Annotated in this window: 23 protein-coding genes; 18 read left to right on the top strand and 5 right to left on the bottom strand. The window is 49.2% G+C overall.

What is annotated here, in order from left to right:
- The first annotated feature begins 29 nt into the window (after positions 1 to 29).
- The 7 genes from B5E53_RS11165 to spoVAC all read left to right on the top strand — a co-directional run bounded on the left by B5E53_RS11165 (position 30) and on the right by spoVAC (position 5,023).
- A complete protein-coding gene (locus tag B5E53_RS11165; RefSeq protein WP_087315026.1) occupies positions 30 to 1,670 on the top strand; it encodes a tetratricopeptide repeat protein in 1,641 nt (546 codons plus the stop codon).
- A gap of 184 nt (positions 1,671 to 1,854) precedes the next feature.
- Complete coding sequence (locus B5E53_RS11160; RefSeq protein ID WP_162611900.1) at positions 1,855 to 2,190, top strand: anti-sigma factor antagonist; 336 nt, start codon at positions 1,855 to 1,857, stop codon at positions 2,188 to 2,190.
- Entirely contained in the window at positions 2,187 to 2,648 is a 462-nt protein-coding gene (gene spoIIAB / locus B5E53_RS11155; protein ID WP_087315022.1) for an anti-sigma F factor, read from the top strand. The genes B5E53_RS11160 and spoIIAB overlap by 4 nt, the downstream gene beginning before the upstream one ends.
- A complete protein-coding gene (locus tag B5E53_RS11150) occupies positions 2,627 to 3,337 on the top strand; it encodes a SigB/SigF/SigG family RNA polymerase sigma factor (protein WP_087315020.1) in 711 nt (236 codons plus the stop codon). Before spoIIAB ends, B5E53_RS11150 begins: the two co-directional genes overlap by 22 nt.
- A gap of 154 nt (positions 3,338 to 3,491) precedes the next feature.
- Positions 3,492 to 4,133 carry a stage V sporulation protein AA gene (locus B5E53_RS11145; RefSeq protein ID WP_087315018.1) on the top strand — a complete coding sequence of 214 codons (642 nt, stop codon included), beginning with the start codon at positions 3,492 to 3,494 and terminating at the stop codon, positions 4,131 to 4,133.
- Positions 4,114 to 4,548, top strand: coding sequence for a stage V sporulation protein AB (locus B5E53_RS11140; protein WP_087315016.1), 435 nt, complete (start codon positions 4,114 to 4,116; stop codon positions 4,546 to 4,548). The genes B5E53_RS11145 and B5E53_RS11140 overlap by 20 nt, the downstream gene beginning before the upstream one ends.
- A 13-nt stretch (positions 4,549 to 4,561) precedes the next feature.
- On the top strand, positions 4,562 to 5,023 hold the full coding sequence (gene spoVAC / locus B5E53_RS11135) for a stage V sporulation protein AC (RefSeq protein ID WP_087315014.1): 462 nt from the start codon (positions 4,562 to 4,564) through the stop codon (positions 5,021 to 5,023).
- On the opposite strand, the gene B5E53_RS19290 is transcribed toward spoVAC, so the two are convergent.
- Positions 4,990 to 5,352, bottom strand: coding sequence for a hypothetical protein (locus tag B5E53_RS19290; protein ID WP_162611899.1), 363 nt, complete (start codon positions 5,350 to 5,352; stop codon positions 4,990 to 4,992). The two genes, spoVAC and B5E53_RS19290, sit on opposite strands and share 34 nt — an antisense overlap.
- Positions 5,353 to 5,460: 108 nt before the next feature.
- On the opposite strand from B5E53_RS19290, the gene B5E53_RS11130 reads away from it, so the two are divergent.
- The 5 genes from B5E53_RS11130 (at position 5,461) to nagA (ending at position 9,561) form a co-directional block, all read left to right on the top strand.
- The gene (locus tag B5E53_RS11130) at positions 5,461 to 5,883 is read left to right on the top strand and encodes a hypothetical protein (protein WP_087315013.1); all 423 of its coding nucleotides are present in this window, start codon (positions 5,461 to 5,463) and stop codon (positions 5,881 to 5,883) included.
- An 18-nt stretch (positions 5,884 to 5,901) separates the two neighbouring features.
- Positions 5,902 to 6,405: a sigma-70 family RNA polymerase sigma factor gene (locus tag B5E53_RS11125; RefSeq protein WP_087315011.1), complete on the top strand. Its 504-nt coding sequence runs from the start codon at positions 5,902 to 5,904 to the stop codon at positions 6,403 to 6,405.
- On the top strand, positions 6,377 to 7,372 hold the full coding sequence (locus B5E53_RS11120) for a hypothetical protein (protein ID WP_087315009.1): 996 nt from the start codon (positions 6,377 to 6,379) through the stop codon (positions 7,370 to 7,372). The genes B5E53_RS11125 and B5E53_RS11120 overlap by 29 nt, the downstream gene beginning before the upstream one ends.
- 141 nt (positions 7,373 to 7,513) lie before the next feature.
- Positions 7,514 to 8,242, top strand: a complete 729-nt coding sequence (gene nagB / locus B5E53_RS11115; protein ID WP_087315104.1) for a glucosamine-6-phosphate deaminase — start codon at positions 7,514 to 7,516, stop codon at positions 8,240 to 8,242.
- Positions 8,243 to 8,310: 68 nt separating this feature from the next.
- Positions 8,311 to 9,561 (top strand): N-acetylglucosamine-6-phosphate deacetylase, encoded by a 1,251-nt coding sequence (gene nagA / locus B5E53_RS11110; protein ID WP_343215639.1) that lies wholly within the window; start codon positions 8,311 to 8,313, stop codon positions 9,559 to 9,561.
- A gap of 154 nt (positions 9,562 to 9,715) precedes the next feature.
- On the opposite strand, the gene B5E53_RS11105 is transcribed toward nagA, so the two are convergent.
- Positions 9,716 to 10,618: a hypothetical protein gene (locus B5E53_RS11105; protein ID WP_087315005.1), complete on the bottom strand. Its 903-nt coding sequence runs from the start codon at positions 10,616 to 10,618 to the stop codon at positions 9,716 to 9,718.
- A gap of 406 nt (positions 10,619 to 11,024) precedes the next feature.
- On the opposite strand from B5E53_RS11105, the gene truA reads away from it, so the two are divergent.
- The 4 genes from truA (at position 11,025) to spoVAE (ending at position 16,427) form a co-directional block, all read left to right on the top strand.
- Positions 11,025 to 11,762, top strand: coding sequence for a tRNA pseudouridine(38-40) synthase TruA (truA, locus tag B5E53_RS11100; protein ID WP_087315003.1), 738 nt, complete (start codon positions 11,025 to 11,027; stop codon positions 11,760 to 11,762).
- Positions 11,763 to 12,145: 383 nt separating this feature from the next.
- Positions 12,146 to 14,764, top strand: coding sequence for a cation-translocating P-type ATPase (locus B5E53_RS11095; RefSeq protein WP_087315002.1), 2,619 nt, complete (start codon positions 12,146 to 12,148; stop codon positions 14,762 to 14,764).
- A 260-nt stretch (positions 14,765 to 15,024) separates the two neighbouring features.
- Complete coding sequence (locus B5E53_RS11090) at positions 15,025 to 16,050, top strand: stage V sporulation protein AD (RefSeq protein WP_087315102.1); 1,026 nt, start codon at positions 15,025 to 15,027, stop codon at positions 16,048 to 16,050.
- A 20-nt stretch (positions 16,051 to 16,070) separates the two neighbouring features.
- On the top strand, positions 16,071 to 16,427 hold the full coding sequence (spoVAE, locus tag B5E53_RS11085) for a stage V sporulation protein AE (RefSeq protein WP_087315000.1): 357 nt from the start codon (positions 16,071 to 16,073) through the stop codon (positions 16,425 to 16,427).
- Positions 16,428 to 16,514: 87 nt separating this feature from the next.
- Here spoVAE and B5E53_RS11080 read toward each other — a convergent pair whose 3' ends face one another.
- The 3 genes from B5E53_RS11080 to B5E53_RS19975 all read right to left on the bottom strand — a co-directional run bounded on the left by B5E53_RS11080 (position 16,515) and on the right by B5E53_RS19975 (position 19,893).
- On the bottom strand, positions 16,515 to 19,229 hold the full coding sequence (locus B5E53_RS11080) for a PBP1A family penicillin-binding protein (protein WP_087314998.1): 2,715 nt from the start codon (positions 19,227 to 19,229) through the stop codon (positions 16,515 to 16,517).
- A gap of 36 nt (positions 19,230 to 19,265) precedes the next feature.
- On the bottom strand, positions 19,266 to 19,631 hold the full coding sequence (locus tag B5E53_RS11075) for a VOC family protein (protein WP_087314996.1): 366 nt from the start codon (positions 19,629 to 19,631) through the stop codon (positions 19,266 to 19,268).
- 133 nt (positions 19,632 to 19,764) lie between these two features.
- Positions 19,765 to 19,893: a hypothetical protein gene (locus B5E53_RS19975; protein WP_275532679.1), complete on the bottom strand. Its 129-nt coding sequence runs from the start codon at positions 19,891 to 19,893 to the stop codon at positions 19,765 to 19,767.
- 149 nt (positions 19,894 to 20,042) lie between these two features.
- Here B5E53_RS19975 and B5E53_RS11070 point away from each other — a divergent pair, with 149 nt between their 5' ends.
- Complete coding sequence (locus B5E53_RS11070; RefSeq protein ID WP_140401487.1) at positions 20,043 to 20,882, top strand: L,D-transpeptidase family protein; 840 nt, start codon at positions 20,043 to 20,045, stop codon at positions 20,880 to 20,882.
- 68 nt (positions 20,883 to 20,950) lie between these two features.
- Entirely contained in the window at positions 20,951 to 23,362 is a 2,412-nt protein-coding gene (leuS, locus tag B5E53_RS11065) for a leucine--tRNA ligase (protein ID WP_087314992.1), read from the top strand.
- Positions 23,363 to 23,425 lie beyond the last annotated feature (63 nt).

Here is a 23,425-nt window from a genome sequence, read left to right as displayed (position 1 = left end):
ATAGTTTACAGTGTGTAGGAGGAAGTCACATGAAATGTGTAAAATGCGGCCGTACGGTGGGGGCTGATGGGTTCTGTACCAGCTGCGGTTTTGATAATAAGCATGTTGCGAAGGCGTGTAATACAGCCAATTATTACTATAATATAGGTTTGGAAAAGGTGGAGATGCGTGATCTGAGCGGTGCGGTGACACAGCTTAAGAAGGCGCTCACCTACAATAAAGAGCATAAGGACGCCCGGAACCTGCTGGGTCTTGTTTATTATGAGATGGGCGAGGGCGGAAAAGCATATATCCAGTGGAAGATCAGCGCAAAACTGAATTCTGTGGAGGAGAATGCCGCCAACAAGTACATCAAACAGATGGAAGAACACCCGGCGGTGTTTGAGGAGATCAACGAGACGGCCAAGAAGTTTAATCAGGCATTGGTTTACGCCAAGCAGGGCAGCGATGATCTGGCGATGATCCAGATTAAGAAGGTGTTGAGCATTACGCCGAACTTTGTCCGCGGTCATCTTTTATTTGCGCTGCTTCACATGCGGGCAGGCGATAACGCAGCTGCCAAGGTAGATCTGAACAATGCCCTGGCAGTGGATAATTATAATACTACGGCTAGACGGTTCCTCATGGAGATCGGGGAGAATCCGATGGCGGCAGCAGAGACTGTGCCGGCGGAGAATCTGAAGCCGGATAATGAGAATCTTAAGAATGTCCGTCCGGTTGATCACTATGAAGATCCAAGTAAAGAGACCTGGAAGCAGTTTGTTTACATGCTCATCGGACTGGCGATCGGCGTGGTAGCCATGTTTGTTCTGGTCATCCCGAGTGTCCGTGCCGGCGTCAGTGTGGATTATAACAATCTCAAGAAAGAGTACAATGAGACTGTCTCCCAGAAAGACGGCGAGATCAGCCAGCTGCAGAGCGACAAGGATTCTCTGGAGAGCGATAACGAAGATCTGACCGAGCGTCTCAGCGTCTATGAGGGCAGCGACGGCGAGGACAGCATGTATGATTCTCTGATCAAGGCAAGCCAGGCTTACTCAGATAATGACTATGTGGAATGTGCAGAGGAACTTTCCAATATCAAGGAGAGTGCTCTTCCATCTAAAACAGCGAAGGATCTGTATAATTCCATGAAGGAAGATGCATATTCACAGGCTTCCAGCCAGCTGTATGCAAGCGGGGAGAATTTATATAATACGTATAAATATGACGAGGCGCTGGATGATTTGAAGGCAGCCTATAAATACAGCGATAACGATTATGAGATCCTTTATCGTCTGGCCATGTGCTATAAGCAGCTTGACAAAATGGATAAGGCAAAACCATACTTTTATGATATCATCAATAATTCCGGTGATGACAGTTTGATCCGTGATGCGGCGAATAAAGGTTTGGACATGCTGGTGGATGAAGCTAAGAAAGCTGCCGCAGAATATGCCAAGAAGAATGGTGACGACACCGAAGATGCCGATGAGACATCAACAGAGTCTGAGAAGAATACCGGCAGCAAGAGCAGTTCTGATGATGCTGATGACGAGACTACAGAGGATGAGGACAGCAGCACGACGAAGAAGAACAGTACCAGCAGCACGACGAAGAAGAGCAGTACCAGCAGCACAACAAAGAAGAGCAGCACTACTCAGAGCAGCGATGACGAAGAGAATGACTAAATATCTGTAATGGACAAAAAGGATCCGTAATTTACAGAGAAGAATAATAGAATATTTTACAAAGAATAAAAATAAGTTCGACAGGATTTGTCGGACTTATTTTTTTGTTTTCGTTATGATGTCTGAGAAAGGGGATTTCTGCCACGGCAGAAAAACTGAAAATCAGAGGAACAGGAGTGAGAGAATGAAATATTGTCATGTAAAGAACCAGTGTCTGGTGATTCGTCTCCCGGGAGAGATCGATCACTGTCAGGCGGAAGATATCCGGCAGGAATGCGAGATGATGTTTCTGAAGGCCTGCGTGCGGGACGTGATTTTTGATTTCACCGGCACCAATTTTATGGACAGCTCCGGCATCGGGCTGATTCTCGGGCGGCTTCGTCAGGTACAGCCCATGGAAGGGAGAGTCTTTCTGTTCGGAGGCAGTCCATCTATGGAGAAAATGTGGAAAATGTCCGGTATTCTCGGAAAAGTGACAGTATTAAATACCATTGAAGAAATGAAGGAGGTCTATGAATGAAAGAGAGCATAAACGGCACCAACCGGGTGGAGATGACATTTCAGAATTTTCCCGAGAATGAGAGGATTGGCAGAACATTGGCGGCGGCTTTTGCGGCAGTGCTGAATCCGACCATGGAAGAACTGTCAGATTTTAAGACAGCGGTATCGGAGGCGGTCACCAACGCCATTATTCACGCTTATCCGGAGTCCCGGGGAGACATCGTTATGGTCATGGAGCGTGTGGAAAATACGGTGACCGTACATATCCGGGATTTCGGGGTGGGGATCGAGGATGTGGAGAAATCCATGGAGCCCCTTTACACGACGCTGAAAAACGGGGAGCGTTCCGGGATGGGATTTACCTTTATGGAGGCTTTCACCGATCACGTGGAAGTGGAAAGTGAACCGGGGAAGGGAACCAGTGTTTCATTGACGAAAAAAATGGGAGGAGAGAAGTGGAACATACCTGTGAATTGATCAGACAGGCAAAAGAAGGAAATATGGAAGCACGTTCCCGGCTGGTGGAAGAAAATGTCGGGCTGATCTGGAGCGTTGTCCGGCGGTTCCAGGGGAGAGGCTGTGACAGCGAAGACTTATTTCAGATTGGCAGCATCGGTCTGCTGAAATGCATTGATCATTTCGATCTCAGCAGAGAAGTGAAGTTTTCCACCTATGCGGTTCCCCTGATCATGGGAGAGATTAAACGGTTTCTGAGGGACGACGGCATGGTGAAGGTCAGCCGCAGTTTAAAGGAAATCAATTATAAAGTAAAAAAAGAAACGGAAATATACCAGAAAGAACATCACCGGGAGCCAACCCTGGAGGAGATTTCCGTGACCCTGCAGATTGACGAGGCGGATATTTTGATGGCCATGGAGTCCGGGCAGGAAATCAGTTCCCTTCATCAGGTCATCTATCAGAGCGATGGCGATGAGATTCATCTGGAGGATAAAATTGAACAGCAGAACGACGAAATTGAGGAGGCAGTCAACCGGATGTACATTTCCCAGCTGCTCAATCATCTGGAAGAAAAGGAGAAGACGCTCATTGAGCTGCGGTATTTTGAGAATAAGACCCAGTCGGCCGTGGCGGAGATTCTCGGCATCTCCCAGGTGCAGGTGTCCCGGCTGGAAAAAAAGATACTGGAAAAGCTCCGGAATGTATGATCCGGAACATGCAGAGAAGCTGGCGGAACAAATGCAGTCCATGCGTTATGATGTATAATTTCCGTCGTCCGGCACATACTTTTCCTGTCTCAAAAAACCAGTATGATCCATTTTAACCGGATGATACCCAGGAAGCAGAAACAGGAGGGAAAAGATGGAAAGACCGGTCATTTATCTGCATGCGGAGCAGAGTTATTTTCTCAATGACCCGAAGGTGAGGATCAAGGATGTCTGTTCCGTATACTGCAAAGACAGCAATCTTCAGAATAAAATCAATTGTATCGAAGTATATAAATTTAAAGAAAAGGAGGATGGGAGAGCGTTTATGTCCATCCTTGTTTTGGTACAGGCCATTTCTGAGGAAATCCCGGACGGAGAAATCAAAAATATGGGAGAGGAGGACTTTGTCATCTACTACAGGAATCCGCAGAAGCAGCCGTCCCGCTGGCTGCAGAGAGGGAAAATTGCCCTGATCTGTGTCACCTGTTTTCTCGGTATGGGAATTTCGATTATGGGGTATAACAATGATGTGGATATGAGTCGGGTATTTTCCCAGCTGTATGAAACATTTCTGGGAACCAGACCAACGGGCGCGACTTTTATAGAACTTTTTTATTCCATCGGGCTGACGCTGGGCGTCTTTTTGTTCTTTAATCACACGCCCGGCAAGAAAGTGACCAACGAGCCGACGCCCATTCAGGTGCAGATGCGTCTGTACGAGCGGGATGTGAACCAGACATTTCTTCTGGGAGCGTCCAGAAAAGGAGAAGAACTGGATGTCAGCAATAATGATTAAAGGGATTTTGGCGTGGATCGCCCTGGCAGCGGGATTTGCCACCGCAGGAGGTTTTGTGGCTTTTATCAGTCTCATAGGAATCGTTCCGAGGCTTTCCGCCATTACCAAAACCGCGTCTCATATTCCTCTCTATGAGACGAGCCTGGCTCTGGGCCTGATATCTATGAATCTGATTTCTCTGTATGCGGTGGACCTGTCCTGGCTTCCCCATGTGATAGCTTCGGTCATTGTGGATGCGGGAGGACTGTTCACAGGGATTTTTGTGGGATGTCTGGCCGGCGCTCTGGCGGAAGTGATCAATATCGTGCCGATCTTGTCCAGAAGGACCCGGCTGCGAAAAGGATTCCCTTATTTTATCAAGGCGGCGGCCATCGGAAAATGCGTGGGCAGCTTCCTGCAATTTTACATTTTCTGAAAGGAGAGACAAAATGAAAAAAGAACCAACGACACAGGAATACGCAGATCAGGTCAAACAGATGACCCCAAAATTCAGTTCCTTTACCAACTGCTGGCATGCTTTTGTGTCAGGGGGAGCCATCTGCCTGCTGGGGGAAATCATCCATCAGGTGACCGTGCGCCAGTTTCACATGAGTCAGGAGAATGCGTTGATCACTGTCAGCGTCAGTCTTATCCTGCTCAGCGTCCTATTGACCGGACTGCAGTGGTTCGCGCCATTGGCCAAATGGTGCGGGGCAGGAACTCTGGTCCCGATCACCGGCTTTGCCAACTCAGTGGCGTCTCCGGCTATTGAATACCAGTCAGAAGGACAGGTCTTCGGTATCGGCGTCAAAATCTTTACGATCGCCGGACCTGTGATATTGTACGGGATCTTTTCCAGCTGGATTGTGGGATTCATTTACTGGCTTTGCAAATGCGCCGGATGGCTGTGAAACCGCGGCGCCGCCGAGCGATGACGGAATGCGGGCAGCGAGACTGGAAAACCGATGACGAAATGCGAGCAGCGAGGCTGGAAAACCGATGACGGAATAGGCGCAGTGTAGATGAGAGAAACTGTAAATAATGACAGCGGCGGTATCGCCGGGATATATAAAGTGAGGACGGGAAAATGGGAATCTGGCTGTGGCTGCTCATGAAGCTGCTGGAAAAAGAGTATGAGAGAGAACGGATGCGGTATTGCAGGCTTTGAAGGCTGAAAACGCGCAGGGACAGTTGACAGCAAAAGTGCGGCAAAATATAATAAAAAAAGATCCGGCTTCATGCTGAAAATTTTTTGCGGATTTTTTTATTTTTTTGAAAGGATTTCTCTGCCTCAGTCGTATTAATAGTGAAACGGAAAATCACGACATCAGGACAGGAGGTAAAAGAAATGAAAAAAATAGCAGTTGGAGTTCTGGGAGCAGCAGTATTATTGACAATGGGAACGGCAGCGACGCTCAACGCAGGTACAGTGCAGACAGGAGAGGTGGCGCAGAGTACAGTACAGCAGGGCACGGCGCCGTCGGCGGACCGGTCATATTTCAGGCGCAATAACACCTGTAATTATGCGGGAACCTTCCATAATTATTATGATTGTACCGGCGGCTGCCGTAATTATGTGGATGAGGATCAGGACGGAGTCTGCGATAATTACGAGGCCGGCGGATATCGCCAGAGGAGAAATCAGAACACACAGGATACACAAAGTACACAGAGCGCATCTTCCGCGTCATATGGTTATGGCCGGCATCATGGAGAAACAGAAGGACATCACGGAAATGGTTATGGACACCGTGGAGGATGCAGAAGATAGCAACGGGAGTTTTTGACGATGCGGAGCGAACAAGAGGTGAATAGAGCTATCGAGCGGCATGCCGATACTGTTCGAAGGCTCTGCATGATACATTTAAAAAATTATGCAGATACCGAGGACATATTTCAGACGGTCTTTTTGAAATATGTCCTTAGTTCTGTTTCTTTTGAAAATGAAGAGCACGAGAGGGCATGGTTCATCCGTGTGACGATCAATGCCTGTAAAGATCTGTTGAAGAATTTTTTTCGCAGTCATACGGTGTCCATCGATGAAGTACTGGAACAGCCGGCGGAAATACAGGAAGATAACAGAGAGGTGCTTGAGGCGGTGCTTTCACTGCCGGCCAGATACCGGGATGTGGTGTATCTTTATTATTATGAAGAGTATACCGCCCCGGAGATTGGTAAAATTCTCGGTAAAAATGTAAACACGATCTATACTCTGTTAAATCGCGCCAAAAAGATACTTCGGAAAAAGCTGGGAGGTGATGCGGATGAAAACCAGAATAAAAAAAGCCTTTGATGAAGTCCGGGCGGAAGAACAACTGAAGGATAGGACCAGGGAGTTTCTTCTCCGTGAAATGCAGGCGCAGGAGGCAAAAATGCAGGTTGCGGGTGCGCAGACGCAGGAACCGAAGGCGAAAAACCATACCCCGGCGGCAAAGTCACAGGATTTGGAGCCGAGAGCATCGGCTTCTGAAAAAGCGCGCGGCCGCCGGATGTACGGAAAATGGCTCTCAGCCGCCGCCTGCCTTTTTTTCATCGTACTGGCTGCGGCAGGATATCGGTTTTATTTTTCAGCGACGGCGGTGATCAGCATCGACGTCAATCCGTCCATTGAATTAAACATCAACAGATTTGACACGGTAATCTCTGTGAAGGCGTATAATGAGGACGGGCAGAAGCTGGCAGACCAGCTGCATGTCCGGTTTATGAAATATATGGACGCCTTTCGGGCCATTGTGGACAGTGAGGATTTTGCGGATTACCGGTCAGAGGAAGATTTTGTGTCCATCGCAGTGGCCGGTTATGATGAAGATCAGCAGAAGAAAATCCTTTCAGATATGGAATCCTGTACGGCGCAGGAGAAAAACATGCATTGTTATCATGCCGATGAGGAAGAGATAACGGCCGCCCATGAGGAGGGGCTTTCCTGCGGAAAATACAGGGCGTATCTCGAGCTTAAGAAGCTGGATCCGGATGTGACAGTGGATGAAGTACGGGGGATGACCATGAGAGAGATCCGTGAGCGGATAGAAACGCTGTCGCCGGGACAGGCTGATCCGTCGGAGGGCAGTACCGCAGAGCAGGAAGATGCGGACGGCACAGCCGGCGGATGGAGATATCAGGGAGGAGAAGACGACAGAGAACACGGCGGCGGCCGGGAACAGCATCACAGCGGCGGACAGGGAAGTGGACGGCAGAGCGGTGGACAGCAAAACCGGGGACAAAATCAGGGACATCACAGCGGAAGCCATCATGACGAATAAATATAAAAAGAAAAAATGCAGCTATGATTAAGAAAATAAAATAATAAAGATTGTCTGGTTAATTTAATTAAAAAATAGATGGAATATAAAAAAGAACTGTTGTATAATGGACGGAAGAAAAAGCAGAAAGGAAGAGTTATGATGGTTATTTATGAGGCGAAGGATTATAAGGATTTAAGCAGAAAAGCGGCGAATATTGTTTCTGCTCAGGTGATCATGAAACCGAACTGTGTCCTGGGACTGGCAACAGGATCCAGCCCGGAGGGAATGTATGCGCAGCTGGTGGACTGGTATAACAAAGGGGATGTGGATTTCTCCAGAGTGAAGAGCGTCAACCTGGACGAGTACAGAGGACTTTCCAGAGAGAATGAGCAGAGCTACTACTATTTTATGCACAAACATCTTTTTGATAAGGTAAACATTGATGCGAACAATACTTACCTGCCAAATGGTCTGGCAGAGGATCCGGATGAAGAGTGCCGCAGATATGACGCTCTGATCGAATCTCTGAACGGGGTGGATCTGCAGCTCCTTGGTATGGGACATAACGGACATATCGGTTTCAATGAGCCGGGCGATTGTTTTGACAAAGGGACTCACTGCGTTGACCTGCAGCCTAGCACCATTGAAGCGAATAAAAGGTTTTTCGCTTCCGAGGATGATGTGCCGAGACAGGCGTATACCATGGGAATCGGTACGATCATGAAAGCCAAAAAGATCCTTGTGATCGTCAGCGGAGCTGACAAGGCGGAGATCCTCAAAAAAGCATTATACGGACCGATCACACCGCAGGTGCCGGCTTCTGTTTTACAGATGCATTCTGATGTGATCGTGATCGCCGATGAGGCTGCTTTATCAGCAATCAAATAGATAAAGGGATACAGACAGTATTTGACTTTTGCTGCCGCCTGTGACAATGGACTGTCACAGGCGGCAGAATGGAGATTACAATGATTATTTATAATGTAAGTGTATTTACGGAAGAAGAGAAGTTCGTTCCCGGCGCCGTACTGCTTCGGGACGACAGAATCGAGCAGGTATTTACCGGAAGAGAGATTCCAAAAGAGATCCTCGGAGCGGAAGAGGAACAGATTGATGGACAGGGATGTTATTGTTTTCCGGGAATGATCGATCTGCATTTTCACGGATGCAAAGGATATGATTTCTGTGACGGGACCAGGGAGGCGGTGGAGGAGATCGCCCGTTATGAGGCGTCCATCGGCGTGACGGCCATCGCGCCGGCAACCATGACTCTCCCGGTGGAAGAGCTGGTGCAGATCCTCGGGAACGGCGCCGCCTTTAAAAAAGAGGAAGAGCGGAGAAAAAGCGAGGCGGACGGGGAAGCCGATCCGGAACTTCGTGCCCGCAGGCGGACAGAAGCGGCGTCTCTGGCCGATCTGCTGGGGGTCAACATGGAAGGTCCGTTCATCAGTCCGGTGAAAAAAGGCGCCCAGGACGCGCAGTATATCCTGGCCTGCGACGCGGATATCTGCAGAAGGTTCCAGAAGGCCGCCAACGGTCTGGTGAAGTTCATCGGTCTTGCTCCGGAGGAAGTATCAAGAGAGCAGGCGGAGCAGTTTATTCAGGATGTCAGCGATGAGATGTCAGTTTCCCTGGCTCATACCAACGCGGATTATGATTCGGCCCTTTCCGCCTTTGACGCGGGAGCCAATCATCTGGTCCATATGTATAACGCCATGCCTCCGTTCACTCACCGGGCGCCGGGCGTCATAGGAGCGGCGGCGGACAGCAGTCATGTGATGGCAGAGATCATCTGCGACGGCGTGCACATCCATCCGTCGGCAGTTCGCGGAGCATTCTCCCTCATGGGGAAAGAGCGCATGATTTTTATCAGTGACAGTATGCGGGCAGCGGGAATGCCGGATGGCATTTACACCCTCGGCGGTCAGGACGTGCAGGTACGCGGCAATCATGCCACACTGGTATCCGATGGTTCGCTGGCAGGCTCTGTGACAACTCTTCCGGATTGCGTGCGGACCGCGGTGAAAACGATGGATATTCCTCTGGAGACGGCCATCGCCTGTGCCACGATCCATCCGGCAAAAAGTCTCGGGGAGGAAGCAGATTACGGCTCCCTGACGCCGGGAAAGAAAGCGGATCTGGTACTTTGGAATGATGAGCTGGAACTTCAGATGGTTATAAAAGACGGCTGTGTTATCAGACGTTAAGAGCATAAGAGTGTTTTTGTCAGATAAGAGAGACGGACGGACAGAGAATAACAGGAAAATATCTGACAGAATATAAAAGGACATAAAAAAGACCCTCGAAAGAGGGTCTTTTTTATGTATTTCACTGACTTGTAATATGATCTGTAAAATGTTATTATGCTGGGAAACAAGCATTTACAACGAAGGTCATGATAAAGATTGCACATGCAGGACCATCGATGTGGGAATCGGTACCGGAGTTAATAAGGTTAGTCTCAACGTCACAAATAACTGCGGAAATGGTACCGAAGATAATAGCCATGATCAGAGCCATCCAAACATTTCCTGTGTTGTTGTAGCACTGTACTGCTGTCTCAGCAGCGATGATAACGATATGGTGGCATCCGAAGAATGGCTGTCCGATCTCAGCAAAGATTAAGCCAACTGCTGCCATACCGAAGATCAATACGTGGTAAAGTCCACCGAATGTCTCAATCGGAACAACTTCAAGACCTGCAAAGTACACACCAGCAACTACTAAGCTGTAGCAGATACCGATCACGATCGTGTTACCGAACGCACCGCCCTGGCTGGCAACTTTGTCGCCTGTTCTGAGCTTGCCGCCGAATACCAGACGAACTAAGATAGCGGAACAGAATACTGTGATTCCAGGTGCGTCTGTTACGAGACGTGGGGAAATGGTTCCTGCAAAGAGGTTCATAACAACCAGCTCTTTGAATAAGAAACCGATAACACCAAATACACCACCGACGATCAGAACGTCAGGAGCATTGAAGCCTGCACATGCTGTAGCGATATCAGCACCGTTCTCGCTGACACCTTTTTTCTTAGCGTATGCTGCAGCTGCAACACCACCGGCGAATGCGATGTGTGGTCCGAAGAAAGAACCAAATGCGAAATAGTTAACAAGGATGTTGGAAGCATCGCCTGCTCCACACATACCAGCAACGGCACCAACAACAGCGAACACACCAGTCATGATAAATGCTGGCAGAGCACCGATTGATGCAGCAAATGCGCCACCGCCAAAAGCAGCGATCAAGTTGATAATACTCATAACAATCTCCTCCTTATACATGTATGAATATGTTTGTTATCAAGCACTGTTTCCCTCTGCTTGATGATAAGGATATTGTAACATTTGAAAGAAATTTGTAAAAACAACAAGAATTCATCATTATCACAACTATAAGTTGTGAATATCCAAAAAACGGCATAAATAAGCTACATTATGATGAGAAAAGACCGCGAAAAAAAGAAAAAAATTATGCAATTTTGACATGACAAAACAGAAAACGACAGATTTTTGACGTCAATCCGGCGGAAAGTGTGGTATCATAGTAAAACAGGAGGGATTATACAAAGAGAAGTATCTTGTGAAAACGTACTTTTTCAACAAAACAGCGCAGGTTCTTCCGAAACGGCGCGTGTTTTCATAAAAATAAATCAGAACGGAGAATATCATGAAGAAAAATTATAAGATGATCATTTGTTATGACGGAAGCCGTTACTATGGCTGGGAACATCAGCCGGACAGAGACACGATCCAGGGTAAATTGGAAAATGTGCTGTCCAGGATGTGCGGAGAGGAGATTGATGTGATCGGAGCGGGACGGACAGACGCCGGCGTACACGCGAAAGCAATGACCGCCAACGCGGTGATGGATACCCGCCTGTCTCCGGAAGAAATCCGGGATTATATGAACCGCTATCTGCCCGATGACATTGCGGTGAAAGAAGTGAGGGAGGCGGCGGAGCGGTTCCACGCCAGATACAAAGCGGTGGGCAAACTTTACTGTTATACCTGTTTTGACGGACCGGTGAAACCGGTTTTTCAGCGCAAGTATGTCACGGTCCTTGATTACCACCCGGATGTGGAGAGGATGCGGCGCGCGGCCGCCTATCTGGAGGGGAAGCATGATTATAAAAGCTTCTGCGGCAATCCCAGGATGAAAAAGTCCACAGTGCGCGTGGTCGATAAAATTGAAATTATCCGCAAGGGAGGCTTCATTTATTTTAATTTCCACGGCACCGGATTTCTCCAGAATATGGTGCGCATCCTCACCGGCACGCTGTTGGAAGTGGGCAGAGGAAAGATGGAGCCGGAGCAGATGCCGGAGATTCTGGAAGCCAGGAACCGCCAGCTGGCAGGGCCGACGGCGCCTCCGGGCGGTCTCTGCCTCATGAAAGTGGATTACTGAGAGGCGGGTATGTTTAGGATCTGTCAGATGTCCCGGTGGATATTTCCGGGAATGGCCGGAAATATCTTCCCCGGATTTCCCGGCAATTTCCACAAAAGCGGCGAAAAACAGGAAAAAAATGAAAAGAATTATTGACAGCGGGGATTTTTTGAATAAAATAAGGTATGAAACAACACAATAGACCGAAAAGAGCAAAAAGGGAGTAGTTGCATGTCCGGGACAGGACATGTCATAGTGTTTCGTCAGTACGATTACAGAAGTAATCCGGAATCTATGCAGCATTTACGATGTTGAATCAGACTTTTTGTGTATACTTGTTATACACGAAAAGTCTTTTTTGTTCTATGGAGGAAAATTGCAAAACAAAACTAGGAGGTTTTCTGATGAAAGAAACGTACCAGATGCATCAGGATGAATTACTGAAGCAGATGCAGGCGCAGCCAGGCGGCCTTTCTTCGGAAGAGGCGGCGCGGCGCTTACAGGAGTATGGAGAAAATGCTCTGGAAGAACAGGCGAGAAAAAAAGGATATCAGGTATTTCTGGAACAGTTTACGGATTTCCTTGTTATCATTTTGATCATTGCGGCGATCATTTCCTTAATATCAGGAAATGTGGAGAGTACCATTGTTATCATTGCCGTGCTGATCCTCAATGCCGTACTGGGAACCGTACAGTATCTGAAGGCGGAGAAGTCTCTGGCGGCTTTAAAACAGCTTTCTTCCCCTCATGCGAAAGTATTGCGTGACGGAAAGACCACGGAGGTTCCTTCTTCCCAGGTGGTGCCGGGAGATATTCTTCTTCTGGAAGCCGGAGATATGACGGCGGCAGACGGAAGAATCCTTAACTGCTATTCTCTGCAGGTCAATGAGAGTGCTCTGACCGGAGAATCCGCCAGTGTTGACAAGACCGATGCGGATATCGAGGGAGAGGCAGTGCTGGCAGACCGTCTGAATATGGTTTATTCCGGAACATTGGTTACTTACGGCCGGGCGGAAGTTCTGGTCACTGGAACAGGTATGAATACGGAGATTGGTAAGATCGCCGGCCTGATGAATGATACCAAAGAAAAGAAGACGCCGCTTCAGGTGAGTCTGGATGAGTTCAGCAAGAAGCTGGCGGCTGTCATTATGGTTATCTGTGTCATTGTCTTTTTCCTGAGCATGTACAGAGATATGCCGATTCTGGATTCCCTGCTGTTTGCAGTGGCGCTGGCTGTTGCGGCCATTCCTGAGGCGCTGGGATCCATCGTTACCATCGTACAGGCCATGGGAACCGGCAAGATGGCGGCGGAGAATGCCATCATGAAAGAATTAAAGGCAGTGGAAAGTCTGGGAAGCGTTTCTGTCATCTGTTCAGATAAAACAGGAACTCTCACACAGAATAAAATGACCGTTACCGACGTATATACCGGCGGCAGATGCATGAAGCCGGAGGAGATGGACCTTCATCTGGCGCTGCACCGGTATTTCCTCTATACAGCAGTGCTCAACAACGACTCTTCCAACCACGATGGAAAAGAGATCGGTGATCCGACGGAATACAGCCTGCTTGTCATGGCAAGAAGAGCCGGCCTCAATGATGCGCACATCACGGAGGAAGATATCCGAAGCATGATGCCTCGTATGGAAGAGATTCCATTTGACTCTGACCGGAAGCTGATGAGTACCAAATACCGGATTCACGGCGTTCCGACCATCCTTACCAAAGGAGCCCTCGATGTGCTCCTGGACAGAACCCGTTATATCATGACCGAGACAGAGACCCGGGAAATGACCGAGGACGACCGGGAAGAGATTCTCAGACAGAATCAGGCATTTTCCGAAAATGGTCTTCGTGTCCTGGCTTTTGCCATCAAAGAGGTGGAGGAAGACGATACCCTCTCCCTGGATGATGAGAATGATTTCACATTCATCGGTCTTACAGCCATGATGGACCCGCCGAGAGAAGAGTCCAAAAAAGCGGTGGCAGACGCAGCCAGCGCCGGCATTAAGACAGTGATGATCACCGGTGACCATAAGGTGACCGCAGCGGCCATCGCCCGCCAGATCGGTATTTTCCACGACGGAGATGTGGCTCTGACCGGACAGGAAGTTGATGCCATGTCCGATGAAGAACTTGATAATGTTTTAGAGAAAGTATCTGTCTATGCCCGTGTTTCACCGGAGAACAAGATCCGTATCGTGGACGCATGGCAGAGAAAGGGCAGAATCACTGCCATGACCGGTGACGGTGTCAACGATGCTCCGGCTCTCAAGAAGGCGGATATCGGTGTTGCCATGGGTATCACCGGAACGGAGGTATCCAAAGACGCGGCGGCTATGATTCTTGCCGATGATAACTTTGCGACAATCATTAAAGCAGTATCTTTCGGAAGAAACGTATACCGGAACATCCGGAATGCCATTCAGTTCCTGCTTTCCGGTAATATGGCGGGTATCCTGGTGGTATTGTACTGCTCCCTGATGGGGCTGCCGACTCCTCTGGCACCGGTGCAGCTGCTGTTTATCAACCTGCTGACCGACTCCCTGCCGGCACTGGCCATCGGTATGGAGCCAGTGGATGAGAGCCTTCTTAAAGAACCGCCTCGTGATCCGAACGAAGGAATCCTCACCAAAGATTTCCTGCTGAAGCTTGGATATTACGGCCTGCTGATCGGTATCGCAACCATGTCCGCATTCTATTTCGGATTATCAACATCCACGCAGACTGCGGTCACCATGGCATTTGCCACACTGACACTGGCGCGTCTGTTCCACGGCTTTAACTGCCGCGGCAAGGCGTCCATCTTCAAGCTGGGTCTGACTTCGAACAAGTGGACCATCGCGGCATTCTTCGCCGGCGTGGTTCTTCTGGCCATCGTTCTTCTGGTTCCGGTTATGGAACGTCTCTTTGAGACTGTGGCACTGACCGGCGTACAGCTGGGTATGATCGTTCTGTTCGCTTTCGCCCCGACTCTGATCATCCAGATCGTGAAAGTGATTCTCGACGCCAGAAGAAAATAAAAACAAGAATCATATTAAAAATTATATATGGTATCAGTATCCTCTGTCATATGGAAACATGTGGCAGGGGATTTTTTTATAGGAAATTGCATTCCTATGAAATAAAAAACGCTCCGCAAGGATCGCACTGCGCCTGGCAATGCAGATATGGCGCCTGTGAGATTCTTTTTACTGTCATCTGATTGCTGCCAGGCATATTTCTGCGAAAAAATGTAAATGCTATCTTTCAGCAGATAAAAAAGAGAAAGGTGGTAGTGTCCATGAATCAGATGGCAGGAAAACAGAGTGTGCGTTTTCGCGAACCGGTCAGGATTATCAGTCATGCCTGTACGGGAGGCAGTAAGGAGGGAGAAGGACCGCTGGGAAAAAACATAGATCTCATTGTGGAGGATCCTCTGTTCGGGCAGGATAACTGGGAGGAGAGCGAAAGCCAGTTTATCAGGTCTGCCTGCGAGATTGCCTTAAAAAAGGCCGGAAGGAAGAAGGAGGATGTGCGGATGGCTTTCAGCGGAGACCTGCTGGGACAGCTGATCGCATCTTCATTTGGAATCAAGCAGCTGAACATTCCCTATTACGGGGTGTACGGCGCCTGCTCCAGCGCTGGTGTGACTCTGTCCATGGCGGCCATGGCAGTCAACGGCGGTTTTGCCGATCTGGCGCTGGCGGCCTGTTCCAGCCATTTTGCCAGCGCAGAGAAAGAGTTCCGGTTCCCGTTGGGATATGGAAATCAGCGCCCCTACAGCGCCACGTGGACGGTGACGGGAGCCGGAGCCTTTTTGCTGGGAAATGCAGCCGGTCAGCCGGGACAGGGCGGCGTTGTCATCCGCGGCATCACCACGGGAAAAATCAAAGACTACGGAGTGCAGGACCCTTTTAATATGGGAGCGTGTATGGCTCCGGCGGCCGCCGATACCATTTATCAGAGTCTGGAAGATTTTCAGATGAAGGTTTCGGATTTTGATCATATTGTCACCGGAGATCTGGGAGCTGTGGGACAGAAACTTCTGTTTTCTCTTCTGGGGGAAAACGGAATGGATATTACGGCCAATCATATGGACTGCGGTATGCAGATTTATGATGAAGAACAGCAGGATACCCATGCCGGCGGTTCCGGCTGTGCCTGTTCCGCAGTGGTCCTGTCCGGCATGATCCTTCCGAAGCTGTTTTCCGGGGAATGGAACAGGGTGCTGTTTGTGCCGACGGGAGCGCTGCTGTCGCAGGTATCTTCCAATGAGGGAAGGACGATTCCGTCAATTGCTCACGGGGTCTGGCTGGAACATGTATAAAATATGAAGGGAGATATGACATGGTTTATCTGAAAGCATTTATTGTGGGAGGACTGATCTGTATGCTGGTGCAGATTTTTTTGGATCATACGAAACTGATGCCGGGAAGGGTCCTGGTGCTGCTGGTGATCGCCGGAGTGATTCTGGGAGCCGTCGGAATCTATGAGCCCCTTCAGCAGTGGGCCGGGTGCGGGGCCAGCGTGCCGCTGTCCGGCTTTGGATATAATCTTTCCAAAGGCGTGATGGAGGCAGTCAACGATGAGGGCTTCATCGGACTGTTCAAGGGCGGATTTAAGGCGGCGGCAGCGGGAACCAGCGCCGCTTTGGTATTTTCCTATCTGGCTTCGCTGATTTTCAAGCCGAAAATGAAAAAGTAAAAGAGACAAAAAAACAGGCTTCCTTCCGGGCAGACACATGTGCTGTGTTCTGTTTTCCGAAAGGAAGCCTGTTTTACATATCTGAAATTAACGGAACATATCCAGTATGGAATTGGCGATGTCGTCAAGTCCCGGAGGACTCTGTCCGGAAGAGGAAGAGTCTCCGGAGGCGCTCTCCAGGACCTCCTCGGACTCAGTGCTTCCGGGAGCGGCCGGAGCCAGCTGTTCCTGCTGCTGCCGAAGCCGTTCCTGTTCTTCATACCATTGTCTGGTGTGAATATTGCATTTATAAGAATCAATATTGAAGTTCAGGCAGTACGGGGTATCTTCCGTCACTCCGCTGGAGCCATCCGGCCGGATGCGGAAGACTCTCTGATACAGAAGATCATCCGGACAGAAACGTCTGGCTACCCGGTTGGATTCAGAACAGAAGGTGACCACGATGTGGCTGCTGCAGCTTTCTTTCGGTTCTGTTCCCGCTTCAAAATATTCAATACGTTCCATGTTTTTCTCCGGATCCTGTGAGCAGACGCCGCTGACAGGAAGCTTTCCGGATTTGGCGCAGATGGTAGCTGTGCGAATACCTTCACAGGCGTCGAAATCGCGGATTTGCTGCTGCTGCGCGTCAATGATCTGATCCATGATCTTTGCCCAGATAACTTTATGATAATCGTCCTCGTTTTCGAAAGAGGTATTATAATCATAGCCGGTCCATATGGACGCCGTGTAGTACGGTGTGTAACCGCAGAACCAGAAATCAAAGTTATTGGAAGTGGTTCCTGTCTTGCCGGCAACAGCCATGTCGGAGGAAAGCTGGGCCTCCACGCCGCTTCCCTCGGAGACCACATCCTTCATGGCATCGGTCAGCAGCCAGGCGGTGGTTTCCTTCATCACCTGTTTTGGGGAAGACTCATGCTGAAGGAGAACGTTGCCGTGGCTGTCCTCCACGCTGGTATAAAGAATCGGTGTATTATAATATCCGTGGTTGGCGATGGCCGCATAGGCGGCGGTCAGTTCCACGTTGGTGACACCGTCTGTGATACCGCCCAGAGAAAGCGCCTGGTTTACATCCGTTTCCGTGCCGCCGCTGGCGGTCTGCCGGTTATTGACCAGGGTGGTGAATCCCAGTTTCAGAAGGAAATCATAGCCCACCTGCGGCGTAAGCTGAGTCAGCGCTTTTACCGCCACGATATTGTTGGAGTCAATGATGGCGTCCCGGATGGTGATGAGTCCCCGGTATTCATCCGGATTATAGTTGGTCACTTCGTCGCCGTTTTCGTAAGTGTACGGCGCATCGTCGAAAACGGTGGCCAGAGTCATGCCGCCGGTATCGAGAGCCGGGGCGTACGTGGACAGAATCTTGAAGGTGGAACCTGGCTGTCTGGTAAACGCGGTGGCACGGTTTAAAGCCAGATCGTCTTTCTTTTCTCCGCGTCCGCCCACCAGAACCTTCACCTGGCCGGTGGCCTGGTCGATGAGCGAGTAGGAAATCTGCGGTTCCAGGGCAAAGCGGATGGTTTCCGAAAGAATCTCGTCAGTATCAGACAGGGTGTTCTTCTTGAAAGTCCGGATCGCCTTCTTCATGGCCTTTTTGGTAGGATATATGGTCCGGTAATCAGTATCGCCGGCATTGCGGAAATAATCCCGGATATCCCGCTCTGTGTATGTGACGGTATCACCGTTTTCCAGAGTGACATGCAGGTCATATTCCAGAGAGTAATCGGTGTTCACCGGATAATTACTCTTGTCATTGATGACGGTGTCCGCAATATCCTGCATCTGGGTGGACTGGGTGGAATGGATCCGAAGTCCGCCCCGGTATACCAGGTTATAGGCCTGGGACTGGGTATATCCGTATTCGTTTTGCAGGTCCTCTACGATCTGCGTGATCAGCGCATCGGTGAAGTAAGAGTACACCGACTGCCGGGAGCTGGCCTGAGTTTTGGAAATACGGGAATATACATCGTCAGAGAGAGCTGTCTCATATTCTTCACTGGAAATGTAATTGAGCTCGTACATTTTCTTGAGAACAATATCCCGCCGTTCTTTGTTATCCTCCGGGTGATCGATGGGATTCAGCCGGGTGGGATTCTTTGTGATGCTTGCCAGCACGGCACATTCCGACAAAGTGAGCTGGTCAACCGATTTATCAAAATAATAGTTGGCAGCGGACTCCACGCCCAGGGTTCCCTTGCCCAGATTGATGGTATTCAGGTAATCGGTGAGAATTTCTTTCTTGGAAGTGGTTTTCTCTACCTGGATGGCCAGATATTGTTCCTGGATCTTCCGTTTGACCTTCGCGAGAAAATTCGTCTCGCCGCCGATCTCAAATACATTATTCTTGATGAGCTGCTGTGTGATGGTGCTGGCGCCCTGGGTGGCGCCCCCATTCTGGATGGCAGTGATACCGGCGCGGATCACGCCTTTTAAATCCACACCGTTATGCTCATAGAACCGTTCGTCCTCAATGGCGATAAATGCATTTCTCAGGTTGGCAGGAATCTGGTCATAGTTGACGATGATACGGTTGGAAGAATAGTCGCTTAGAAATTCCACCTGCTGTCCGCTGTCATCGTAAATGATCGTTGCTGAATACTTCGGCTTCAGATTGTAGTCAGTGGGAGTCGTCTCGATGATTCCCTGCACGGAGCCGAAAATCAATCCGCCGCCTCCGGCGATGATCACCAGGAGCAGCAGCAGAAAGACTTTAAATATCACAATGGAAAGAGAACTGTGGATTCTCTTTTTCCTGGAATGGAGCTGCTTTCTTCTCTTTTGTATGGATGATTTATTGTAACGCATAAAAATTCCTTTTAAGAGAATTGTCCGGGGAAACCCCTATCTCACCGGAACGATCTCAATCCAGTATCCATCCGGGTCATTGATAAAATAAATACCCATGGAAGGATTTTCAAAACAGATGCAGCCCATTTCTTCATGTCTCTTGTGGAAGGCATCGTATTCGTCGGTTTTGAAAGCCAGGTGGAACTCCTCGTCTCCCAGGTCATAAGGTTCTTTGCGGTCGCGCATCCAGGTGAGTTCCAGAGAGAATCCGGTACGTCCGTCTCCCAGATAAACGATCTTGTAGCTGCCGTCCGATGCGTTCTTTTCGCGGACAACGGAAAGATCAAGTGCTTCCTTATAAAATGCGATGCTTTTTTCCAGATCCAGAACGTTAAAGTTAAAATGGTTAAATTCAATCATGATTACGCCTCCTCGTTCATTGCATTCATTTTTACTTTAAAAATTCCGCCGGGGAAACAGGCGGATGAAACGCCGCGTCAGCCCCTTTGGATTTTTTTAAAATAAAAATGTTCGATTTGTCCCGTTTACTATATCACATTTTGAAGAAGAGGGCAATAAATGAGGTTTTTTGAGGGTTTACAGGCACTTTTTCAACAACTTTTTCTTTACAAACGGGAGAAAAATTATATAATAATACCTGGTGTAGTGTCTCATTTCCCATTTGGCAAATCTTCTGTCGGGAAGAAATGTGCTGCTGCACAGAGTCATATTATTCAGAAAATGTGTTGAGCAATATGCCGCAGGAAGAATATCCGCGGAATATTGAGAGTCAGAGCCGCGGCGGCGCGGCAGAAGGAAAGGGAGAGATTCATGAAAATACGACGATCTGTCATGGCGGCGGTGCTGCTGTTGTTTGCGGCGGCGTTTGTGTACGGACACGGGATGGACGCGGAGGCGGCCAGCCGGTATACAATTTACGTCAACCGGAAGACCAACATTGTCAATGTGGTCGATGCAAAGAGCGGCAAAGTGGTGCGGGCCATGTACTGTTCCACAGGAAGAAATTATTCCACTATACGGGGAACTTATACCACGGTGAGCAAGATGCGCTGGCACGCGCTTTACGGCGGCGTATACGGACAGTATTGTATGAGGATACACGGACCGTATCTGTTCCACTCAGTGCCGTATTACAGGACCAGCAAGAATCAGCTGGAAACAAAGGAATACAATAAGCTGGGGACTCAGGCGTCCGACGGTTGTATCCGTCTGGCGGTGGTTGATGCCAAGTGGCTGTATGATAACTGCGGTGTGGGAACCAAAGTGGTGATCGGCGATACCAGGAAGCTGCAGAAACCGGACAGAAAGAAGCTGAAGATTTCCACGGCCAGCAGGACGGGATGGGACCCGACGGATCCGGATCCGGCGAACCCGTATTATCCGAAGCTTAAGCTTAAGAAGTCCGCTTCCACGAAGCTCGCTTACGGGAGCAAAGCCAGCAAAAAGTTTTTGAAGAAGCTGATCAAAGTGACATCCCGGACCACATCGACGGCGGATCTGCTGGAGAATGTAAAGGTCAGGGGAAAGGTCGACACAGCAAAGCCGGGCAAATATAAAGTGACCTATACGGTCACTGATCCAAAGACACTACTGACAAAGTCTTTGAAAGTTACATTTACCGTAAAGAAAAATGTACTGGCGGCAGAATAAGAAATGAGATAAAATCAGTAAAGAATGACAAAACAGAATGACAAATAGTGATGCAGGAGGAAAGAAGAATGGCAACACCTTATAACCATAGAGCCATTGAGCAGAAATGGCGTAAAAACTGGGAGGAACATCCCGTTAATGTCAACGACGGCAAGAAGCCGAAATATTATTGTCTTGATATGTTCCCGTATCCTTCAGGAAGCGGTCTTCACGTGGGACACTGGAGAGGATATGTGATCAGTGATGTATGGAGCCGTTATAAGATGCTTCAGGGCTATTATCTGATTCATCCGATGGGATGGGATGCATTCGGTCTGCCGGCTGAGAACTATGCCATCAAGATGGGAACCCATCCGAAAATTACCACAGAACAGAATATCAAAAACATCAAGCGCCAGATCAATGAGATTGCGGCCATTTATGACTGGGATATGGAAGTCAATACCACGGATCCAAGCTTCTACAAATGGACCCAGTGGATCTTTGTAAAAATGTTCAAAGCCGGACTGGCTTATGAAAAAGAGATGCCGATCAACTGGTGTCCGTCCTGTAAGACCGGTCTTGCCAACGAGGAAGTTGTGGACGGCTGCTGCGAGCGCTGCGGTTCCCCGGTTACCAAGAAGAACTTAAAACAGTGGATGCTCCGCATCACCAAATATGCAGATCGTCTGTTAAATGACCTGGACAAGCTGGACTGGCCGGAAAAGGTGAAAAAGATGCAGACTGACTGGATCGGCAAGAGCTATGGCGCTGAGGTGGATTTCCAGGTAGACGGAAGAGAAGATAAGATCACCGTATATACCACGAGACCGGATACTCTTTACGGCGCAACCTTCATGGTCCTGGCTCCGGAACATGCGCTGGCCAAAGAGCTGGCCACCGATGAGACCAGAGAAGCGGTGGAAAAATACATTTTTGATTCCAGCATGAAGTCCAATGTGGATCGTCTGCAGGATAAGGAAAAGACCGGTGTGTTCACAGGTTCTTATGCCATCAATCCGTTAAACGGCGCCAAGATTCCAATCTGGCTGGCCGACTATGTACTGGCAGATTACGGTACAGGAGCCATCATGTGCGTGCCTGCCCATGATGACCGTGACTTTGAGTTTGCGAAGAAGTTCAATATTCCGATCATTCAGGTTATCGCCAAGGACGGAAAAGAGATTGAGAACATGACAGAGGCTTACACTGACGCTGTGGGAACCATGATCAATTCCGGCGAGTGGAACGGCATGGAATCCGCTGTGTTGAAAAAAGAAGCGCCTGCCATGATCGAGGAGAGAGGCATCGGTAAGAAGAAAGTGAACTATAAGCTTCGTGACTGGGTATTCTCCCGTCAGCGTTACTGGGGCGAGCCGATCCCGATCGTACACTGCCCGAAATGCGGCGCTGTACCTGTACCGGAAGAAGAGCTGCCGCTGCTGCTTCCGGAAGTAGAGAAATATCAGCCGACCGGAACCGGAGAATCTCCGCTGGCAGACATTCCGGAATGGGTGAACACCACCTGTCCGTGCTGCGGCGCTCCGGCGAAGAGAGAGACCAACACCATGCCGCAGTGGGCCGGTTCTTCCTGGTACTTCCTGCGTTATGTGGATAACAAGAATGATAAAGAGCTGGTAAGCAAGGAAAAAGCAGACAAATATCTGCCGGTTGATATGTATATCGGCGGTGTGGAACACGCGGTGCTCCATCTGTTATATTCCAGATTCTATACGAAGTTCTTATATGATATCGGAGTGATCGACTTCGACGAGCCGTTCAAGAAGCTCTTCAACCAGGGTATGATCACCGGAAAGAACGGTATCAAGATGAGTAAGTCCAAAGGAAATGTAGTTTCCCCGGACGACCTGGTAAGAGATTACGGCTGTGACTCCCTGCGTCTTTACGAGCTGTTCGTGGGACCGCCAGAGCTGGATTCCGAGTGGGATGACAAGGGAATCGACGGCGTATACCGTTTCCTGAACCGTTTCTGGAAGATGGCCATGGACAACAAGGATAAAGATGTGGCAGAGACCGATGAGCTGGTGAAAGTACGTCACAAACTGGTATATGATATCACCACCCGTCTCAATTCCTTCAGCTTAAATACTGTTGTCAGCGGTTTCATGGAATACAACAACAAGCTCATTGAGCTGAGCAAAAAAGGCGGCGTGGATAAGACCACCCTGGAAACTTACACCATTCTTCTCGCACCATTCGCTCCGCACATCGCAGAGGAGCTGTGGGAGCAGTTTGGCCACACTGACTCCGTATTCGACCAGACATGGCCGGAATACGACGAGGATGCCATGAAGGACGACGAGATCGAGATTCCTGTACAGGTCAACGGAAAGACCCGCTGCACCATCTTCATCCCGGCAGACGCCGATAAAGATGACGTTCTCGCCAAGGCAAAAGATGCCCTCGGCAAGAAACTGACCGGAACCATCCGTAAAGAAATCTACGTGCCGGGCAGAATCGTAAATATTGTGGCGAAATAATCATTAATGACAAATGAGGATAACGCAGATGGCGGAAAGTTGTCTGCGTTATTTTTCCCATAT

Origin of the sequence: Eubacterium sp. An11 (genome assembly GCF_002161065.1) — a bacterium.
GTDB lineage: Bacteria > Bacillota > Clostridia > Lachnospirales > Lachnospiraceae > Anaerobutyricum > Anaerobutyricum faecale.
Note: the sequence above shows the minus strand (reverse complement) of the source record. Positions and strands in the feature narration are given on the sequence as shown.

Bases quoted from the DNA above. Each gene is read 5' to 3' on its own strand.
- B5E53_RS11160 (WP_162611900.1), top strand. From the start codon at position 1,855: ATGAAATATTGTCATGTAAAGAACCAGTGTCTGGTGATTCGTCTCCCG.
- B5E53_RS11120 (WP_087315009.1), top strand. From the start codon at position 6,377: ATGAAAACCAGAATAAAAAAAGCCTTTGATGAAGTCCGGGCGGAAGAA.
- nagB (WP_087315104.1), top strand. From the start codon at position 7,514: ATGGTTATTTATGAGGCGAAGGATTATAAGGATTTAAGCAGAAAAGCG.
- B5E53_RS11145 (WP_087315018.1), top strand. From the start codon at position 3,492: ATGGAAAGACCGGTCATTTATCTGCATGCGGAGCAGAGTTATTTTCTC.
- spoVAE (WP_087315000.1), top strand. From the start codon at position 16,071: ATGGTTTATCTGAAAGCATTTATTGTGGGAGGACTGATCTGTATGCTG.
- truA (WP_087315003.1), top strand. From the start codon at position 11,025: ATGAAGAAAAATTATAAGATGATCATTTGTTATGACGGAAGCCGTTAC.
- B5E53_RS19290 (WP_162611899.1), bottom strand. From the start codon at position 5,352: ATGAAGCCGGATCTTTTTTTATTATATTTTGCCGCACTTTTGCTGTCA.
- B5E53_RS11095 (WP_087315002.1), top strand. From the start codon at position 12,146: ATGAAAGAAACGTACCAGATGCATCAGGATGAATTACTGAAGCAGATG.
- B5E53_RS11105 (WP_087315005.1), bottom strand. From the start codon at position 10,618: ATGAGTATTATCAACTTGATCGCTGCTTTTGGCGGTGGCGCATTTGCT.
- leuS (WP_087314992.1), top strand. From the start codon at position 20,951: ATGGCAACACCTTATAACCATAGAGCCATTGAGCAGAAATGGCGTAAA.
- B5E53_RS11080 (WP_087314998.1), bottom strand. From the start codon at position 19,229: ATGCGTTACAATAAATCATCCATACAAAAGAGAAGAAAGCAGCTCCAT.
- B5E53_RS11125 (WP_087315011.1), top strand. From the start codon at position 5,902: ATGCGGAGCGAACAAGAGGTGAATAGAGCTATCGAGCGGCATGCCGAT.
- spoIIAB (WP_087315022.1), top strand. From the start codon at position 2,187: ATGAAAGAGAGCATAAACGGCACCAACCGGGTGGAGATGACATTTCAG.
- nagA (WP_343215639.1), top strand. From the start codon at position 8,311: ATGGAGATTACAATGATTATTTATAATGTAAGTGTATTTACGGAAGAA.
- spoVAC (WP_087315014.1), top strand. From the start codon at position 4,562: ATGAAAAAAGAACCAACGACACAGGAATACGCAGATCAGGTCAAACAG.
- B5E53_RS11070 (WP_140401487.1), top strand. From the start codon at position 20,043: ATGAAAATACGACGATCTGTCATGGCGGCGGTGCTGCTGTTGTTTGCG.
- B5E53_RS11165 (WP_087315026.1), top strand. From the start codon at position 30: ATGAAATGTGTAAAATGCGGCCGTACGGTGGGGGCTGATGGGTTCTGT.
- B5E53_RS19975 (WP_275532679.1), bottom strand. From the start codon at position 19,893: ATGGGAAATGAGACACTACACCAGGTATTATTATATAATTTTTCTCCC.
- B5E53_RS11140 (WP_087315016.1), top strand. From the start codon at position 4,114: ATGTCAGCAATAATGATTAAAGGGATTTTGGCGTGGATCGCCCTGGCA.
- B5E53_RS11075 (WP_087314996.1), bottom strand. From the start codon at position 19,631: ATGATTGAATTTAACCATTTTAACTTTAACGTTCTGGATCTGGAAAAA.
- B5E53_RS11090 (WP_087315102.1), top strand. From the start codon at position 15,025: ATGAATCAGATGGCAGGAAAACAGAGTGTGCGTTTTCGCGAACCGGTC.
- B5E53_RS11130 (WP_087315013.1), top strand. From the start codon at position 5,461: ATGAAAAAAATAGCAGTTGGAGTTCTGGGAGCAGCAGTATTATTGACA.